Source organism: Natronococcus sp. CG52, from assembly GCF_023913515.1.
Classification (GTDB): domain Archaea; phylum Halobacteriota; class Halobacteria; order Halobacteriales; family Natrialbaceae; genus Natronococcus; species Natronococcus zhouii.
Genome location: NZ_CP099391.1, coordinates 1,855,073 through 1,872,550, shown reverse-complemented (window position 1 = coordinate 1,872,550; position 17,478 = coordinate 1,855,073). Strand labels below are relative to the sequence as shown.

Here is a 17,478-nt window from a genome sequence, read left to right as displayed (position 1 = left end):
CGCCGTTACCGTTCCCGCTGGCGAGGAGAAACCCGAGCATATCCGGCGGACGCTCCAAAGCTATTTCTTCGAGGACGCCGGTGAGAGAACGGCACGCGCCGAGGTCTCGCAGATGTCCCTCGAAGTGGAACACATAGATAGCATCGACGCGGTGAATCGGAACCAGTGGAACAACGTCATCAAACAGTCCGAACTCGGCTGTGTCTTCCATCGCTACGAGTGGCTCGAGGCGGTCGAGGCGGGAACGGACCGCGAGCCGAGACACGTCCTCGTCTCGAAGAAGGGGAACCCGATCGCCGTCCTCCCGAACTTCGTCACCGAGCTCGGACCGGTCGGTCAGCTGAAATCGATCGAACCGGGCTACGGCGGCCCGGTCGCGATGGCCGACGAGGAGCGGGCGCTGGAACTCCTGCTCGACGGCGTCGCCGACCGCTGTAACGGACGGGTCCTGTTCAACCAGTTTCGGACCTACGATCAGGGGTTCGTCCGCTACCACAACGCGCTCAGGGAGCGCGGCTACGAACTCGCCGTCCACTCGTGTCGGTTCGTGCTCGATCTCACCCGCGGCTGGAACGCGATCGTCGAGGAAATGCACGGCGAGCGCCGTCGTGGCATCAGACGCGGCCGCGAAAGCGAGTTCGAGGTCGTCGAGGAACCGCTGACCGACGCGGTGCTGTCCGATTTCTACGACGACTACACGAGGGTGATGGACCGCGTCGGGATGGACGCGGTTCCGTACTCGTTTCTGACCGAACTCGAGCGAGTCGAGGACAGGATAGCGATCTTTTCGCTCCGGGCCGACGGCGCGAGACGCGGCACGTACCTGTACATCACGGACGACGAACAGTCGTCGGTCCAGCACCTCTACACGGCCGTCACAGCGGACCACTTCGAGTACCACGCGCCGGAGTTGCTCCACGAGCACGCGATCAGGTGGGCGATCGACCGGGGCTACGAGACGTACGACCTCCGCGGCTCGACGCCGGACTTCAGAAACGGCGTGTTCTGCTTCAAAGAGTACTTCGGCGCGCAGCCGATCCCGCTGCTCCTCTGGGAACGGGGACGGCCGGCACCGGCGCTGTCGGCGCTGAACCTCGGTCGAACGCTTTCCCGGCGGTTCGGTCGGACGTAGGACGCGGAAGCAAAAGCCGGGCGTCGAAACGTATCGGCGAGCGTGTCAGACACGATCGAGAGCCAATCCACTCCCGGATTAAGTACGCTGCACGCGTTGGTCTCGACGGGTTTCCATGGCCGATTCGCTCTCCTCTGCAGTACGGTTAGTCGTCGCCTCGAAGCTCTTCGTCGTCCTCGCCGGCTTCTTCTTCACGCCGGCGCTGGTCAGATTACTCGGGCCGACGGAGTACGGGCAGTACGCGCTTGTCCTCTCGATCTTCGGGATCGTCAACATCGTCGTCATCGGCGGCACGAGCGACGCGGTTCGCAAGTACATCTCCGAGCGGTCCGATCCGGCGTGGCAGGCGGCCGTCTACGGCTACGTGTTTTGGCCGGCGCTCGGTCTCGGGCTGCTCGTCGGGGCCGCCTTCTGGGTCGCTGCGTGGACCGGCCTCGCCGCGCGGGCGTTCGGCGGCCCCTTCACGTCGCTGTTCTACCTGCTCGGCGGTTACGCGGTCGCCAGCCAGCTCGCGTACCACAATCTGCGGACTCTGATGGGACTCGAGCGCGAGTCCCGTTCGGAGCCGCTGAAGGTGGTCGAGAAGACGCTGTTCGTCACGGTCGCGCTGGCGCTCGTCTACGCGGGGCTCGGCGTCGAGGGGGTCCTCGTCGGCCACATCGTCGCTAGCGCGGCGGCGTTCGCGCTCGCGCTGGTCTTCATCGCCCAGTCGATCCCGCTTCGGTCGCTCGTTTCGCCGCCGAGCATCGACCTGCCCAAGCGCGGGATCGTCGGCTATCTCGGCAGTACGATTCTGTTCTTCCTGTTCCTGAACTCGCTCTACCACGTCGACGTGATCCTCCTGCAACGGTGGACGACCGACGAGACCGTCGGCTACTACAGGGGCGCCCTCTCGATCGCCGAGTTCCTCTGGCTCGCGCCGACGGCGGTCCAACTCGTCCTCCTGCAGCGGATCTCGAACCTCTGGGCGAGCGGCGACCTCGAGGCCATCCATCGACAGGCCAATCGAGCCACCCGGTACGTCTTCCTGTTCACGACGCTGCTCGCGGTCGGAGTCGCCGCGCTCGCGACCGACTTCGTCCCGCTCTACCTCGGGACTGCGTTCGAGCCGTCGATCACGCCGCTGCTGTTGCTCCTGCCCGGCGTCGTCGGATTCGCGGTCGCACGGCCGACGCTCGCGATCAACCAGGGACGACGATCCCTGCGACCGCTCCTGGTCGCGACGGGCGGCTGTTCGCTCGTCAACCTGGTCCTCAACCTGGCGCTAATTCCGGCGTACGGGATGGCCGGTGCAGCGGTCGCGACCTCGATCGGGTACGGAAGCCTCGTAGGTTTCCAGTCGCTGGCCGCGCGCTATCTGGGGTACCGACCGCTCGCCGGAGTCCGATGGCGACCGGTCCTCGTCTCGAGCGGGGTAACCGCCGCCGTGATCGTCCCGGTCGCGGTAGTGCTCCCTTCGGCGATCCTCGCGCTCGTCGTCGTGCCGCCGCTCGGCGCGGCGGTGTACGCGACGCTGGCGATCGTAACCGGGGCGTTAACGGCCGAGGAACTCTCCGAGCTCGTGGACGGGATCGGGGTCGTTCCGGCCCGGCTCGAGCGCCGCCTGTTCGTGCTCGTCGATCGACTCCCGAAGGTCTACGAGTAGGGCCGGACCGTGCGGACGGCTCGCGGCTCAGTAGGGTCTCGAGAACGCGTCCCGATCGAGCAGCGTCCGCAGGACGAAGCGAAACGTGTGGTCGGTTCCCGTCACCCGATTCAGGAAGTACCGCTTCCACCGGGTTCCGTACGGGACGTACTGCCGAACGTCGTATTCGTCGGCGAGTTCGTCCTGCGCGTCCGACCGGACGCCCATCAGCATCTGGATCTCGAACGGCGTGTCGTACCGGTCGCGCAGCGAGCGCGCGTGCTCGATAATCGCGGGATCGTGCGTCGCGACGGCGACTCCGTCGTCGAAGGCGGCGAAGGCGTACTCGAGGACGTCCCGGTAGGCCCGATCCATCCGCTCCGGGTCCCGGTAGGCGATCGCGCGCGGCTCGTCGTAGGCGCCGCCCCTAACGAACCGGACCTTGCCGGGAAGCCCGGCGAGCCGTTCGACGTCCTCGGGAGTTCGTTTCAGGTTGGCCTGAAGACAGACCCCGATCCCGCCGTCGGACCGTCGGCCCGACGAGGATCGCGTTCCGTCGGAGTCGTACTCGAGCGCGAACGTCTCGAAGGCGTCGAGCGTCGCGTCGGTGGTCGTATGCTCTTCCATGTCCAGCCAGACGAAGACGTCGCGCTCTCGCGCCGTCTCGAGGACGTCCCGCAGCGAGTCCCGGAATACGCCTTCGCCGATGTCGAGTCCGAGCTGCGTCGGCTTGACGGACACCTCGCCGTCGAGGCCGGTGTCGCCGATGTCCGCGACCAGTTCTCGGTACGCCGTCGCGTCGGCGCGCACTCGCCGTCGGTTGTCGTGGTGCGTGCCCAGCCTGTTGACCATCCCGCAGATGCCGCGCTCGTTCAGCCGGCGGACGTGCTCGAGCGCCTCGGCTTCCGTCTCGCCGGCGACGAACCGCTTCGCGACGGGTAGAATCATGCGCTCAGTCGCGACGACTCCTGTCGCCGGCGTCGCTGGCGCTCTCTTCGCGTTCCCACCGACAGCTCACGAGCCACTCCCCGCGATCCGTCTCCGGGGTGACCGCGACGTCGACCGGTCGCTCGAGGCCGGTCGCGAGACCGACCGCAAGCGTCGAGGCGACGGGATGGTCGAACTGGTCGACGGGGCCGAACGCGCCGTCCGAGACCGCGATGTCGACGCGTCCGGCCTCGAGGTCGACGAGCGACTCGACGCGACCGACGAGTTCGAACCGCTCTGCGAGCGCGGCGGTCAACTGTTCGACCAGCGGCTCGGGACGGTCCGCGAGTTCGCCGCCGAGCGTCTGTTCGAGTTCGCCGACGAACGACGCGCCGGTCGGCTCGAGGAACAGTCCCTCCCGACCCGAACCGTCCTCGAGCGCGCTACCGGTCGCGCCGGATCCGTCGCCTCCGGAAGCGGTAGGGACGAACAGCCGAATCGTAACGGTGCCGTCGCCGGCGTCCGGGACGTAACGCCGGTCGTCCGTTCTTCCGATTTCGGCCGCAGTTCGGGTGATATTACCCGCACAGGTCTCGTACACTCGGGCCGCGTCTCGGACCTCGATGACCCGTCCGGGCGCCAGTGAGTGCGTGAGGACCGCGGCGAAGCCGCCGATCCCCGCGAGCGCGAACAGGACCTGCCGCCCGTCGGGGACGGCGAGGCCGGCGACGAAGCTGATCGCGCCGACCAGCGCGAATCCCAGCGCCGTGTTTCGGTTCCGGTTCGATCGAGCGACGGTGTCGTCGCGCTCGTACCTGGAGTCCCGACCGAGGTGCGCCTCGAGTCCGTCGTCGCTCGAGACGAGGTCGTCCGTCGGTCCCTTGCGAATCGTCGGGGCGCCGTCGTCGTCGAGATCGGTCGTCATAGGCACCTCTTCATACGGCTTTCGGTGGCGGCACTCCGCGAGAGGCGGAAGAACCGAGCGAGCATCGAAACGTGCGACACGCGAGACATCCGCCGAGAGTACATCGAACGGGCGTTTGAAACTGTGGGGGGATAACGCCGGATTTCCGCGCGACGATCGGCGTAACCCGATATTTCTCGACGGGAGGGAATATCGGCAGCGCGGCTCGATCGATCAGCGGCTCGAGCCGCGTACGCGTCGCGTCCCCGACGTTCGGCTCGTTCACCCGCCGGTGACCGTTCGGAGCGACGACTAACGGGTTTTATTCGTCGAACGTGGAAGCACAGGGTCGATGGGGTCATACGAACCGTCCGAATCGATTCGAGGGCTGCCGGCGGATCTCGCCGCCGCGGTACTGGTAACCGGACTCGTCAACGTCGCGGTGTTCGTACCGGCGATCCGCGAAACGCCCGTTCGCGTCCCCGTCGGACTCGCGTTCGTTCTATTCGTCCCCGGCTACGTCGTCGTCGCCGCGCTGTTTCCGAACCGCGAGCGAGTCGTCGACGGAGTCGACCGCCTCTCGCTCTCGGTCGTCGCGAGCGTGATCGTGGTATCGACGGTCGGACTGGCGATGAACGTGACGCCCTGGGGAATTCGGCTCGGACCGACGCTGATCGCGGTGTCGCTCGTCACCGTGGCGATAACCGCCGTCGCCGTTCGTCGTCGACGGGCGGTTCCGCCCGCTGACAGGCTTCGCGTGCCGTACCGGGAGTGGTTGCGACGGAGAACGGCTGCGCTCCGACCCAGCGGCGTCACCGACCTCGCGCTGACGCTTTCGCTCGCCGTCGCGGTTGTGATCGCCGTCGGCGCAGTCGGCTTCGCGATTGCCGACCATCACGCCGGCTACGGACCCGAACTGAACGAGGAAGACGGCTTCTCGGCGATCTCGCTGCTCGACTCCGACGGCGATCTGCTGACGGACGAGTCCGAGACACCGGTGCTCGAACCGGGAACGACCGAGTCAGTCCTCGTCGGGATCGACAACCACGAATCCGAGCCGAGGAGCTACACGGTCGTCGCGCTCGAGCAGGAACTCGACGACGGGACCGTCGCGGACCAGCGCGAACTCGACCGGTTCGACGTCGCGGTCGACGACGGCGAGACCGAAACGTACGAACAGGACCTCGAGCCGACGACGGACGCGGACGCCCGGTTCGTCTGGCTGCTGTATCCGGACGAGGTGCCGGCGGAGCCGTCGGCCGACTCCGCCGAAGCCCACGTCTCCCTGGCGGTCAGCGGCGAGGAGACCGACGCCTAGCCCCGAGGGCAGCGCGTCGGGTGGAGTTCCGTTCGATGAAAGCGACCGTCGTCTCACCGGTCGTGCCTTCGACACCGAAAGCGCCGTCGGCGACCGCAGCCGGTATCGCCGAATTTCGTCTTGTAGCGGTATTCCACGGCCGGAAAGAGGTCCACGCGGCGCGGCTGACGCCGTTCGAGTGACTGTGCGGCTGGCGCGGTTATCTCCGTGCGCGTCGATAGTATACGCATGAGTAGTGACGCCGAACACACCGATAGTCCTCTGGAGCCGGAAGACCAGGAGATCGCTGCCGAAATCGCGGACGACGCGGAGGCGCTTCTCTCCGCACTTCCCCACTACTATCGGGGAGAGGTCAGTCAGGCGACCAGCTCACAGGACCGGATCGACCAGACGACGAACTGGGCGATCACGGTCATCGCGGCGCTGCTGTCCGTGGTGTTCTCGAGCCCCGACATGCCCGCATACCTGCTGCTGGTCGGTATCGTGATCCTGTGTATCTTCCTCTCCTACGAGGTCCGACGGTATCGGTTCTACGATCTCTACCGCGCTCGCGTCCGCTTCTTCCAGGAGAACGTCTTCGCGAACGCACTCGAGCCGTCGGGCGTCGAGCACTCGCGGTGGCGCGAGGAACTGGGCAACGACCTCCGGCATCCGACGTTCAAGGTGACTGCACGCGAGGCGCTGTCCCGGCGGGTTCGGCGCATCTACGGGCTCCTGTTCGCGGTCCTCGGCGTCGCGTGGGTCGCGAAGGTCACGCTGTTCACCCCCGAAGCGCAGTGGAGCGAGGCGGCCGAGCTCCCGGGAATCCACGGCGTCGTCGTCGTCGGACTCCTAGCCGTGTTCTACCTCGCCCTTCTCGCGATCGCGAAGTGGCCGAGCGACCGGCAGGCGAAGGGCGAGGTATACGGCGCGGAGCCGGGTGAGTGGAAGAACTGAGACGCGGAGGATTAGCTTCCGTCCGCATCCGAATCGTCGCCCTCGCTCGAGTCGCCCCGGTGCTCCGCGAGTGCCTCGTCGATCGTCAACTCGCCCGCGGCCACGCGGCGCGCGAGCATCTCGTCGATCGCACGGTTCGTCTCGCTCTGCTCGCGCGCGCGATCTTTAATCATCTGGAGTTCTCCCGCCGTCGGTTCGATCTCGCGCGTGTCGATCTCCTCGCCCTCGAGACGGGCGATGTTCACCGCGGCGAGGACGTCGCCCATCCCCCTCGATCCCGTTCCGAGGTAGGGTGTCGTCCCCGTCTCGTCGACGAGTTCGACGCGGACGTCCTCGAGGTCGTTGACGAGCGTCGCGCTCTGGAGGCGAGAGCCGTCGCCGATCCGGACGACCGGCGAGGGGGCCTCGTCGGTCTCGCGCTGGATGACGTCGACGGCGTCGGACAGCGGCACCTGGAACGCGGCGACGACCATGTCACCCGCCAGGACGGCGATACCGGGTTTTCGGCCCGGATCGACGCCGATGATCGTCCGTCCGCCGTCGCCACGAACGGCGGTCAGAGCCTGGTCGACGGCGCGTCGCGGCTGTTCGGGGTCGGCGACGATGGTCGTCACGCCCGCGAAGTCGTCGGCGTGGTCCGTCCCGGTGACGACGACGGTGGTCTCGTCCGGGAGCGGATCACCGGGTTCGACGGTCGTAAACGCGGATCCGCGGTCGCGGAGTTCGTTGACGACGCCGTGGTACACCTCGAAATCTGACGTGGCGACGACGATCACGCCACGCCCTTCGTCGCCGGCTCGAATAAACGTACGCGAATCGATTCCCGATCGAACCGCGACTGATTTCGGGGGGTTTTTGCTCGTAACCTGCCAATACCACCCGTGAACGACGAGCCGATTCCGACCGGCTGTACGCCGGTCGACGAGTTACTCGACGGGGGGTTCGAACGCGGGACTGTCACGCAGCTGTACGGTCCGCCGGCCGCCGGCAAGACGAATCTCGCGCTCTCGGCGGCGGTCGAGACGGCCGCCGCGGGAGAGACCGCCGTCTACATCGACACCGAGGGCGTCTCGGTCGATCGGTTCCAGCAACTGCTCGACGCGCGCGTCGACGAGCGCGGCGCACGGTCGGGATCGAGCGGGGAGACGGACGACCTCGAGACGGTCGCCTCGCGGATCGTTATCGAGGACGCGCTCGACTTCGGCGAACAGGAGGAGGCCGTCCGCGACGCCGAGGAGTTCGCCGAACGGGCGTCGCTGATCGTCCTCGACAGCGCAACCGGCTTCTATCGCCTCGAGCGGACCGGCGAGGGCGACGACGGCGAGGCGCTTCGCGGCGTGGCCCGCCAGATCACGCACCTGCTCTCGCTCGCGCGCAAACACGAGCTCGCGGTCGTCCTCACGAACCAGGTGTTCGCCGATCCCGACTCCGATCGAACGCGCCCGCTCGGCGGCAACACCTTAGAGCACTGGACCGGGACCGTCATCCGGATCGAGCGCTTCCGCGGTGGGAATCGCCGCGCAACCCTCGAGAAGCACCGCTCGAAGTCCGTCGGCGGCTCGGTCCAGTTCCGGATCACGGAGACGGGACTCGAGGGGGGCGACGAGACGACGCAGTTCTGACTCCTGGGTCGATCGCGCGGCAACGAACGGCTCGGTCAAAAACGCGAGACGGCAGCAGTTCGGTTACGCGGTTACAGTTCGTTCAACTTCCGTAGCAGCTGGCCGCGGTACTCCTCGTCGCTGGTGACGCCCTTGAGTTCGAGCACGTTGCGCTCGAGTTTGTCCAGCGCGACGCGGAAGGCGTTCTCGGCGCCGTACCCCTCGCCGGTGCCGGCGACCTGACCCTTGTTGGTCCGCAGGCGGATCTGACACTGAACCAGCGGCGTGCCCCGAAGCTTCTCCTTGTGTTCTTTGAAGCGGACGTGAGCGTGCATCACCTGCATGTCGGCGTACTTCTCGGAGACGTCCTGGATGCTCTCGACGATCCCCTCCCGGGTGATCGTATCCAGCATCGAGATGTTCGTGATCTGGACGTCCATGTGCTCCTCCTCGGTGAACGTCAGTGCCCGCAGCACGTCGGTTTTGGTGATGACGCCGATAACGACCCGGGCGTCGTCCTCCGGCGTGACCATCAGCCCCGCGTAGTCCTCCTCGAGCATCGTCTCGACGGCCTCCTGGGCGGTGGCGTCGAGCGTCGTCGTCTTGACGGGACTGGTCATGATATCGTAGATCGGGACGTCGAGCAGCCGCTGGGTGTCTCCGACCCGGTCACCGGTCGTCGTCGAGTGGTTCTCGCGAATGACGAAGTCGGCGATATCGTACGTCGTCACGACGCCGGTGAGGAACCCGTTCTCGTTCAGAATCGGCAGCCGCGAGATGCCGTGTTCTCGCAGGTGATTGATCGCCTTGCCGACCCCGTCGCCCTCCTGCAGCGTGACGGGATCGGACGTGTAGATGTCCTCGACGGTGAGCGCGTCGAGGTTCTCGAGGACCGCCTCGAGGATGGCGTCGTCGGTGATGACGCCCCAGAGTTCGTCGTTCTCGAAGACCGGTGCGACCTTCGCGTTGCTCTCGATCAGCATCCGAGCGGTCTCTCGGACGTCTTCCTGCCGGTCGATCTTCGGGGCCGGCGAGTTTCGGCTGGGTTTGATTAGTGCGGCCACCTTCGCGTCGTCTTCGACGTGAGACTGGAGGACCTCCCGCTCGCTGATGACGCCCTCGTATGCTCCGTCGTCGGTGACGATGATCCCCTTGGGGTTGCCGTCCTCGAACGTGGAACGGACCTTCCCCATGCGCTTGCCAACGTCGACTTCGATGTAATCCTTCGTGGCGATATCAGCGATATTCATCGTACGGACCGAACGTACTCACGCCGGCGTATTTAACATACCGCACGGTGTTGCCGGGTGGGGACCGTCGGCGTACTTTTGTGATAGACGCCGTATGGGGAATATGGTGCCCGATATCAGCGTCTTCGGCCGATACACGTACCTCGTGACGGAGCTGTTCTGGGGAGCCGTCGCCGCCCTCCTGCTTCGACGCGCGAACGCGCTTCGCAAGGCGGGCGTGACGATCCTCGCGCTCTACCCGATCGCCTACGTCTGGGACCGGTACACCCTCGCGGTAGGCGTCTTCGACATCAAACTCCGGACCGGTATCGACGTCGCCGGCATTCCGCTCGAAGAACACCTCTTCATGGCCGTCGTGCCCGGACTCGTGATCGGCTTCCACGAGACGATCTTCGGCGAAGAGTGACGCGCCCGAAGCCGGCGGCGTTCGCGATCGTTTCAACGGTGTGTCAGCGACTGCGAGCAACCGCGACGCTCTTGTCTCGCAGGCTCATCGTTCGGTACGATGGGAGACCGCCGTCCCGTGAGTTCGGCCCCGGACGATCGGCAGACCGACCGCGCTGTGGTGCGCGGAATCATCAACTTCCTCGTCGTCGCCGCCCTCCTCGGCGGGATCGTCCTCGGTGCCGCCCTGATCGGTCCGTCGCTCGTCGACGACGTAGCGGAGATCGACGAGATCGGTATCGACGGACAGCCGTCGCCGAGTTCCGACCCGCCGCCGGCCGGCGAACGCAATCCGGACGTGACCGATCCGGACGATCCCGGTGAGACGAGCTACGAGACCCGCGTCGAGACGGTCTCCTCCCCGGGTGTCGAGGACTTCGTCCACGCCGAGGTCAACGACCGACGAGCCGAACACGGCCTCGAGCCGCTCGAGTGGGACGGGACGGTCGCCTCCGTCTCGCGCGCACACAGCGGCGACATGGCCGAGCGCGAGTACTTCGCTCACACGAACCCCGACGGGGAGCAACCCTACGACCGGTTTAACGATGTCGACAACTACTGCCGGGGCTACGGCGAGAACATCGCCATGACCTGGATCGACAGACCGGTCGAACAGCCCGGCGACGACGGAACCGTCGAGTACCAGACCGCGGAGGGGCTGGCGGAGGGGCTCGTCAATCAGTGGATGAACTCCACCGATCACCGGGAGGCGATCTTAGAGGAGAACGTCCCCCACGCCTGGGACCGCGGCGGCGTCGGGATCGTCCTCGAGGACGACGGCCGCGTCTTCGCGACGCACAACTTCTGTCACGAGTGGTAAGGATTGCCGAATATCGGGCTGCCCGTCAGCGGTTCTGTACTGTAAGCAAGTCGAAGACTCTTGGTTCTCGTTCGCGTAGAACCCCGTATGGATACGACGGAGCTGTCGGAGACGGTCGTTTCGATCTACCGGACGGCGAGCGACCGCGACGTCTCCTTTCTCGCGGCCGGATTCGCCTACTACGCGTTCGTCTCGCTGATCCCGCTGGTCCTGCTCGCGCTCGTCGTCGGTTCGTTGCTCGGCGGACAGGCGGCCGCCGAGCGGCTGATACTGGTCACCGGTGACTTTCTTCCGCCCGCGGGCGAAGAGCTGGTGACCGAGGCGCTCACGACGGAGTCGGGCCGTACGCAGGCGACGGTCGTCGCCCTCGGCGTCGCCTCCTGGGGCGCCCTCAAGGTCTTTCGCGGACTCAGCCTCGCGTTCGACAGAGTCTACGACGAGGTTGCGGAGGATACGCTGCTCGACGAGATCCGGGACGGCTTCACCGTGATCCTCGCCGGAACGGGTGCGATCGTCCTGATGATCGTCGTCGGAACGCTGCTCGGTATCGCGGCCGGCGTGATCCCGTTCGCCGGCCTGCTTAGCTGGGTGACGCTGTTGATCGGGCTCGTTCTGGTCTTCCTGCCGATCTACTACGTGCTGCCGCCGATCTCCGTCACCGTCCGCGAGGTTTTCCCGGGTGCGATCTTCGCCGCCGTCGGCTGGACGGTTCTCCAGGCCGGCTTCCAGATTTACGCGGCGAACGCCGGCCGGTACGCCGCCTACGGCGCCGTTGGTGCCGTCATTCTGTTCGTCACCTGGCTGTACTTCGCCGGCATACTGATCCTCGTAGGTGCCGTCATCAACGTCGTCCGCTCGCATCCAACTCTGGCGGAAGAACCTGAGTAAGAGGGCAAACGGCGTTCAGCGGTGCGTCAACCGTTCGTTCTTCGAACCGGTTTCATGGGGAAAGATTATGCCGTCGGCAGCGACACACCTCCACCATGAGCGACCGATTCACGGACTCGTCGGCTTCCGACTCGAGCGCGTCGGCCGACGGCGCCGACTCCGGTGACGACCTCGAACCCGGCGGCGGCCCGCAGCGGGTCGTCTCCGACCGGAGCGTCGACGACATTCTCGACTCGCTGGACGACTCGGAGCCGGAGTCCTCGAGCAGTACCGCGACGATCGAATCCGAGACGGACGACGCGGACGAACGGAAACGCGAGGCGACTCGCGAGGGCGCGACGACCGAGACCGCAGTCGAAGACGGAACGGACGGATCGTCCCGTGCGACCACACCGGGCGGGACCGACGACTCGGCGGCGAAGACGACCGCGGCCGACGAGACGAACGAGCCGACTGCCGACGCCGACGGACGGGACGAGGACGCCGACACCGAGGCGAACTCGTCTTCCTCCGTCGACGACGCGGCCGCGTCGCTTCCGAGCGAGACGTCGGCGGAGCCGCTCGAAAACCTCGAGGCCCGCGTCGAGCGGGGAACGGTCACGGGTGCGGACGTCCGAGCGGCCGAAGCCGGCGACGGCCGCGAAACGACGCCGGAGATCGACGAGATCGAACTGAGCGTCGACGATCTCGAGAATTCGGAGTCCGCTATCGGCGGCGGCTCTTCCGACGCCGGACCGCTCGCCGGATCGATCGGACGCGACGACGGCGACGACGGAGACGGCGAGAACGATGACGGCAAGAGCGGCCTGTTCGGCCGTCTCGTGGGATTCTTCTCGAGGTGAACGGGATCACCTAGCGCGGTTTCGCGGCCGCACTATCCGATCACCGTGATGAGCACGAACAGCGTCGCGACGGACGCGACCGTCGTGACGAAGACGTTCAGCGAGGCGAACTCCGCGTCAGCGCCGAGTTCGTTCGCGTAGACGTACGTCGAGACCGCGGTCGGCATCCCGAGCATGACGACGCTCGCGGTGAACGTCGCGGCGTCGACGGCGAGTAGCGAGAAGACCACCCAGGCGAGCAGCGGCATGCAGCCGAGTTTCATCGCCACGACCGAACCGGTCGCCTCGAGGCTGAACGAGGGCGAGTCGACCTGCAGCGCGGCGCCGACACAGAGCAACGCGATCGGAAGCGCGAGGGCACCGAGGGCGTCGAGTCCCGCCGCTGCGGGTGCCGGAATCGAGAGTCCGGACGCACCGATCGCCAGCCCGGCCACCAGCGCACCCAGTACGGGATTCGTCGCGAGGTTTCGCAGTTCCCGGCCGATCGCGGCGTCCGCACCGCTGAACGTGCTGAGGACGACGATCGTCAGCGGTAACTGGACCAGCGTGACGAACCCGAGGATTACGCTCGCGATGGCGGTCACTCGCGCGTCGAACGTGGCGGCGACGAGCGGCAGTCCGAGATAGCCGAGGTTGGAGTGATAGGACTGGATGATCGCGACGCCCTGGCGCCCCTTCGAGAACCGGTTTCGGTGGGCGAGCCAGGCGATTCCGCCGGTTGCAAACACGACGATCAGCGACCCGGCGAGCAGCTCCGCCGAGAGGAGTTCGCCGATCGACTGATCGTAAGTCGCGACGAACACGAGCGCCGGGAGGGCGGCGTAGTAGGCGGTGGCGTTCAATTTCGCGGTTCTGGCCGCGTTCAACAGGCCGGACGAGCGCAATCCGGTACCGAGTAGCAACACCGCGAGCATCGCCAGCAGCCGGCCGAGAACCTCCATATCCCGGTGGAGTCGATCCGGACTTTTCTACCGTTCGGTCCAGGCAGATCGTGACCGGTGTCGATCGCTTACAGGTGCCGCGGTGGAACCGACACCGGTCGTCACTCGCCTTCTCGAACGCCGGTCACCGGAATCCGCGTCGCTCCCTCGGCGTCGAACTCCGGAGAGGGATTCGGTTCGGCGTTCGACGGTTCGGGCATCGAATCGATCGCGTGGCCCGTATCGAGGAAGTGGTCGATCGCTTCTCGAGACTGTTCGTGTGCATCGAAGCCGTCCGTTCGACTGGCGTACCAGTCGCAGTGAAGACAGTATTTCATGGTCGTCGTATGGGGTTATCGGTGGCGTCGTTGCCAGCGTTCCTGACACGCCGGCCCGCAGAACGTGAGCAGCCGCCGCTCGCCGTTCCGGTCGAGGACGGCGGGATGCCACGTCGCGGTTTCGATGGCGTCACCGCACTGATCGCACCGTGTGAGCGCGTTCGTCGTCCCGTGGGTAGTCATCTCGAATCAGTTCACCGCGTTCGGATCGGTCTGCGAGACCGAGCAATTCGTGCGTTCCGCGGCAACCTCGACGCCGCCGTCGGCGTGGACGGTCACCGTACAGTCCGCGTACCGAAACGTCACCGTTCCCGTCGATCGGGTGAGACCGGACCTCGTCGGTTCGAAGAGCGCGTTCAGGCCCTCCGGATCGATCGCGCCGTAGAGCGGCTCCATCTCCAGCGGGTCGGCGCCAATCTCGGCCGCGACCGCGCGAACGACGCGCTGGCTGACCGGCATCGATTCGGCTTCACCGGCGCCGAACTCCGTCGGGGTGTAGTGAGTCATCGTATTCACTCCTTGTAGCCCTCGCCGGGTAGGCGTTGCCAGTATCAGGATATCACCGCCGCACAGCGGGGGCTAACATCATAGCCGGTCACCGATCCTCGTCTTCGTCCTCGTCCTCGTACAGCATCGAGAGGAACTTCTCCTCGCCGGAGCGGATGTGACGGCTCACCGTCGGCTGAGCGATTCCGAGGATGTCGGCGAGCTCGCCGGACTGCGTCTCCCGCGGCCACTCGAAGAACCCCGCGTAGTACGCCGTCTGGAGCACTTCGTCCTGGCGGTCGGTCAGTCGGTCCCTGAACTCGGCCTCGAACTCCTCCGGGGTCATCACCGGTTCGTCGCGCTCTCGACGGGCGACGAGTTCGACGGCTCCGAACGCTTCCTCCAGGAGCGCATCGAACGACCGCGGATCCGCACTTCGGGGGATGCGGATAACGATCCGCGCCGAGTCGGGCGTTGCGACCGCCTCGCGAATCACGCTTCCGCGTTGTTGCAGTTGCGACCAGACGGTCGATTCCTCGAGCATGCACTCGAACAGGTACTCCTCGTCTCGATCGGCCAGCAGCTGGATCTCGTGAAGCTGCGCCCGTTGCTTCGCCCATTCGACGACCGCGTCCGAGTCCGGTCCCCGAACGGCGAAGAACATGGTCGTCGATCCGTCGCTCCGCTCGACGAGGTTCTCGAGTTCGAACCGCCCACCCAGTTCGTCGGCGATTGCGAGGACCGAACCCTCGCGCTCGCCGATCTCGAACGCGAGGTCGACGGACTGCTCGCTGGTGAACGCCTGCTTGCGCTCGGCCGTGTTCAACGCGTACGCGATCGTTTCTCCGAGCTCCTGTAGGACTGACACCTCGAGAGCGTCGAAGACGTCTTCCTCGGCCGCGTACAGTGTGAGGGCGCCGTATAGCGTCTCCTGGTGGATAATCGGGATGGCGATACTCGACCGGTAGCCGCGCTGGATCGCCTCCTGTTGCCACGGCTCGAACGGCGGATTTCGGTAGATCTCGTTTTCGATCTGAACCGTCTGGGTCCGTACCGCGCGGCCGGTCGGATCCGACGCGGGCTCGTCATCGCTGTCGGTGACCGTAATCGCCTCGAGATACCCGCTCTCGCCGCCGGCGGCCGCCTCCGGAACGACCTCGCCGCTGGTCGGATCGCGCGATCCGAACCAGGCGAACTGGTACGGATTGGACTCCGCGAGCTGCGTACAGACCTCCGTCGTGATTTCGTCGCGACCCGTCGCCTCTGTCAGAGCCGTCGTCAGCTCCCGGATCACGTCGTTAATTCGGCGAAGACGGTCGAGCGACTCCGTCTTCTCGGCGAGTTCGTTTCGCTGTTCGCGCAGCGCTTGCTCCCGGTCGACGCGCTCCATCGACGAGTACGCGTTCCCGACCAGCACGCTCGTGATATCGACGTCGTCGTGAAATGCGTCCGTCTCCGTCGCTCCGGCGACGAAGACGCCGTAGGTGCCGATCGGGTGGAACACCGCACTCCGGAGTTGCGTGTCGGTCGCCTCGAGGTCGGTTTCGGCGAGGATGTCGTTCACGACGCGTCGCTCCTGGGTGACGAATACGTCCCACGGCACCGATCGGTCGGTCGCGAACAGCCGTCCCGAATCCGCGATCTCGTCCACCTCCGGCGTCCAGGCGCACGGCTCGATCCGCCCGCCCTCGTCGTCGTACAGGCCGATCGCCGCTATCGGATGCTCGAGTATCGTACGAGCGGCGTCGACGGTCCGGTCGCAGATTTCGCCGGTCGACTCCGCGTCGTTCAGTTCCTGTCCGAGCCGGTTCAGTCCCGTCAGTCGGGCCTCCCGTCGCTCCTGTTCCGTCACGTCTCGAACGATACCGCTGAAGTATCGCTGGCCGTCCTGTTCGAAGTCGGTGAGCGAAAGGCTGAGCGGAACCGTTCGTCCGTCGCTGTGACGCCCCTGAAGCCGAATGTCACCCCAGTCGACGGGTTCTTCGCCGGTGTCGAGGAATCCCTCGATCCACTCCTCGAGGTCGCTCGCGTGGTCCTCCGACAGGACCCCGGCCAGCGATTCTCCCTCGAGTTCGCCGGGCGAGTAGCCGAAGATCTCCTCGACCGCGGGGTTCGCGTACCGCACCGTCAGATCGGGCGAGATCGTAATGATCCCGTCTCGAGCACACTGTGCGATCGTCTCGAAGTGTCGCTCGGGAGCGGGTGGCGAAGACGGCATGTTCTCTCATCCGCCGGCTATGGCCTTGGCTCTTTATCCGGCAGAGAAAGCCAATGTACCGCAGTGTACCGAGCACTGCCACGAGCGTACTCGCTCGCCGCGGCGAAAGCGAGCGCGAGAATCCGCGAGAAGAGGTCGATACGGTCGCACGAGTCCGGCTCGGCGGCGTTACTCGAACGCGTTCACGTATCGGTCACTCGAGTACCGAGCGGGGACGAACAGCCGACGCGTCCACCGGTAGCAGTCGTCGACGAGCAGCGACCATCGACCGCCGGTTCGCGTCGCGATCGCGTCCACCAGATCGGTTCCCGGCGCGCGGAAACAGACGATGAGCGACCACATCGAGCAGGCTGCGAACGCGCCGAACGCGGAGAACGACATGCCGAGCGTGAGGAACGTAAACGAGTAGACTGCGCCGATTACCATCGACGGCACGCTCGTCGCTCGCGGAACGCAGGCGGCCGAATCGCGCAACGTCGGGAACAGGAACGCGACCGACAGCAGACTGCCCGCGAGGAAGACGAAGTCCTGCCACGCCATTATCGGGACACCCCCTTCGAAGTCGTGAGAAGTCCTGGTTCGAACATTGCACTCGACTAGAACGGCCGTCGACGAAAGTACAAATCGGGCATGACGCTAGGCGCCCCTCGAGCCGGGCGCTAGACTGATACCCGCCCTCGAGAGATCGCCGCGTTCGTCGCTCTCGCGCGGTTACGGGACGTTCGAGGCGAAAACCTCGCCGTTCAGTCCGTCCGCAGGAACCGGTCGTCGTACTCCGGGTATCCTCCCGGAAACGGTCTCGCGCTCGGCGCCGGTCGCTCGTCGGACGG

The 17,478-nt window shown here is 66.1% G+C and carries 20 protein-coding genes; 10 read left to right on the top strand and 10 right to left on the bottom strand.

Annotated elements, in window-relative coordinates:
- Positions 1–112: 112 nt before the first annotated feature.
- Positions 113–1,132, top strand: coding sequence for a peptidoglycan bridge formation glycyltransferase FemA/FemB family protein (locus tag NED97_RS09500; RefSeq protein ID WP_252490450.1), 1,020 nt, complete (start codon positions 113–115; stop codon positions 1,130–1,132).
- 115 nt (positions 1,133–1,247) lie between these two features.
- A complete protein-coding gene (locus tag NED97_RS09495) occupies positions 1,248–2,777 on the top strand; it encodes an oligosaccharide flippase family protein (protein WP_252490449.1) in 1,530 nt (509 codons plus the stop codon).
- A 27-nt stretch (positions 2,778–2,804) separates the two neighbouring features.
- Here NED97_RS09495 and NED97_RS09490 read toward each other — a convergent pair whose 3' ends face one another.
- The gene (locus tag NED97_RS09490) at positions 2,805–3,704 is read right to left on the bottom strand and encodes a proline dehydrogenase family protein (protein WP_252490448.1); all 900 of its coding nucleotides are present in this window, start codon (positions 3,702–3,704) and stop codon (positions 2,805–2,807) included.
- A gap of 4 nt (positions 3,705–3,708) precedes the next feature.
- Positions 3,709–4,608: a hypothetical protein gene (locus tag NED97_RS09485; RefSeq protein WP_252490447.1), complete on the bottom strand. Its 900-nt coding sequence runs from the start codon at positions 4,606–4,608 to the stop codon at positions 3,709–3,711.
- A 331-nt stretch (positions 4,609–4,939) separates the two neighbouring features.
- Here NED97_RS09485 and NED97_RS09480 point away from each other — a divergent pair, with 331 nt between their 5' ends.
- From NED97_RS09480 to NED97_RS09470, 3 genes are read left to right on the top strand one after another with little or no spacing between them, the layout of a single operon-like run.
- Positions 4,940–5,905 carry a DUF1616 domain-containing protein gene (locus NED97_RS09480; protein ID WP_252490446.1) on the top strand — a complete coding sequence of 322 codons (966 nt, stop codon included), beginning with the start codon at positions 4,940–4,942 and terminating at the stop codon, positions 5,903–5,905.
- A gap of 35 nt (positions 5,906–5,940) precedes the next feature.
- Complete coding sequence (locus NED97_RS09475; RefSeq protein ID WP_252490445.1) at positions 5,941–6,087, top strand: hypothetical protein; 147 nt, start codon at positions 5,941–5,943, stop codon at positions 6,085–6,087.
- A gap of 46 nt (positions 6,088–6,133) precedes the next feature.
- Positions 6,134–6,841 (top strand): DUF2270 domain-containing protein, encoded by a 708-nt coding sequence (locus NED97_RS09470; RefSeq protein WP_252490444.1) that lies wholly within the window; start codon positions 6,134–6,136, stop codon positions 6,839–6,841.
- Positions 6,842–6,852: 11 nt separating this feature from the next.
- On the opposite strand, the gene NED97_RS09465 is transcribed toward NED97_RS09470, so the two are convergent.
- Positions 6,853–7,617: a hypothetical protein gene (locus tag NED97_RS09465; protein ID WP_252490443.1), complete on the bottom strand. Its 765-nt coding sequence runs from the start codon at positions 7,615–7,617 to the stop codon at positions 6,853–6,855.
- A 105-nt stretch (positions 7,618–7,722) separates the two neighbouring features.
- Between NED97_RS09465 and radB the strand changes: the two genes are divergently transcribed.
- On the top strand, positions 7,723–8,463 hold the full coding sequence (radB, locus tag NED97_RS09460; protein ID WP_252490442.1) for a DNA repair and recombination protein RadB: 741 nt from the start codon (positions 7,723–7,725) through the stop codon (positions 8,461–8,463).
- A 71-nt stretch (positions 8,464–8,534) separates the two neighbouring features.
- Here radB and NED97_RS09455 read toward each other — a convergent pair whose 3' ends face one another.
- Positions 8,535–9,692: a CBS domain-containing protein gene (locus NED97_RS09455; RefSeq protein WP_252490441.1), complete on the bottom strand. Its 1,158-nt coding sequence runs from the start codon at positions 9,690–9,692 to the stop codon at positions 8,535–8,537.
- A gap of 103 nt (positions 9,693–9,795) precedes the next feature.
- Between NED97_RS09455 and NED97_RS09450 the strand changes: the two genes are divergently transcribed.
- From NED97_RS09450 to NED97_RS09435, 4 genes are all read left to right on the top strand, one after another.
- Positions 9,796–10,098 carry a lycopene cyclase domain-containing protein gene (locus NED97_RS09450; RefSeq protein ID WP_252490440.1) on the top strand — a complete coding sequence of 101 codons (303 nt, stop codon included), beginning with the start codon at positions 9,796–9,798 and terminating at the stop codon, positions 10,096–10,098.
- Positions 10,099–10,197: 99 nt separating this feature from the next.
- Positions 10,198–10,956, top strand: coding sequence for a CAP domain-containing protein (locus NED97_RS09445; protein ID WP_252490439.1), 759 nt, complete (start codon positions 10,198–10,200; stop codon positions 10,954–10,956).
- An 87-nt stretch (positions 10,957–11,043) separates the two neighbouring features.
- The gene (locus tag NED97_RS09440; RefSeq protein ID WP_252490438.1) at positions 11,044–11,844 is read left to right on the top strand and encodes a YihY/virulence factor BrkB family protein; all 801 of its coding nucleotides are present in this window, start codon (positions 11,044–11,046) and stop codon (positions 11,842–11,844) included.
- 95 nt (positions 11,845–11,939) lie between these two features.
- Positions 11,940–12,686 carry a hypothetical protein gene (locus NED97_RS09435; RefSeq protein WP_252490437.1) on the top strand — a complete coding sequence of 249 codons (747 nt, stop codon included), beginning with the start codon at positions 11,940–11,942 and terminating at the stop codon, positions 12,684–12,686.
- Positions 12,687–12,718: 32 nt separating this feature from the next.
- Here the strand turns inward: NED97_RS09435 and NED97_RS09430 are convergent, their stop codons facing one another.
- From NED97_RS09430 to NED97_RS09405, 6 genes are all read right to left on the bottom strand, one after another.
- Positions 12,719–13,627, bottom strand: a complete 909-nt coding sequence (locus NED97_RS09430; protein WP_252490436.1) for an AEC family transporter — start codon at positions 13,625–13,627, stop codon at positions 12,719–12,721.
- Between the two features lie 101 nt (positions 13,628–13,728).
- Positions 13,729–13,944 carry a hypothetical protein gene (locus tag NED97_RS09425; protein WP_252490674.1) on the bottom strand — a complete coding sequence of 72 codons (216 nt, stop codon included), beginning with the start codon at positions 13,942–13,944 and terminating at the stop codon, positions 13,729–13,731.
- Between the two features lie 15 nt (positions 13,945–13,959).
- Positions 13,960–14,127, bottom strand: a complete 168-nt coding sequence (locus tag NED97_RS09420; RefSeq protein ID WP_252490435.1) for a DUF7576 family protein — start codon at positions 14,125–14,127, stop codon at positions 13,960–13,962.
- A 6-nt stretch (positions 14,128–14,133) separates the two neighbouring features.
- Positions 14,134–14,451, bottom strand: a complete 318-nt coding sequence (locus tag NED97_RS09415; RefSeq protein ID WP_252490434.1) for a HalOD1 output domain-containing protein — start codon at positions 14,449–14,451, stop codon at positions 14,134–14,136.
- 88 nt (positions 14,452–14,539) lie between these two features.
- On the bottom strand, positions 14,540–16,648 hold the full coding sequence (locus tag NED97_RS09410) for a bacterio-opsin activator domain-containing protein (protein ID WP_252490433.1): 2,109 nt from the start codon (positions 16,646–16,648) through the stop codon (positions 14,540–14,542).
- A 168-nt stretch (positions 16,649–16,816) separates the two neighbouring features.
- On the bottom strand, positions 16,817–17,188 hold the full coding sequence (locus NED97_RS09405) for a hypothetical protein (protein WP_252490432.1): 372 nt from the start codon (positions 17,186–17,188) through the stop codon (positions 16,817–16,819).
- Between the last annotated feature and the right edge of the window lie 290 nt (positions 17,189–17,478).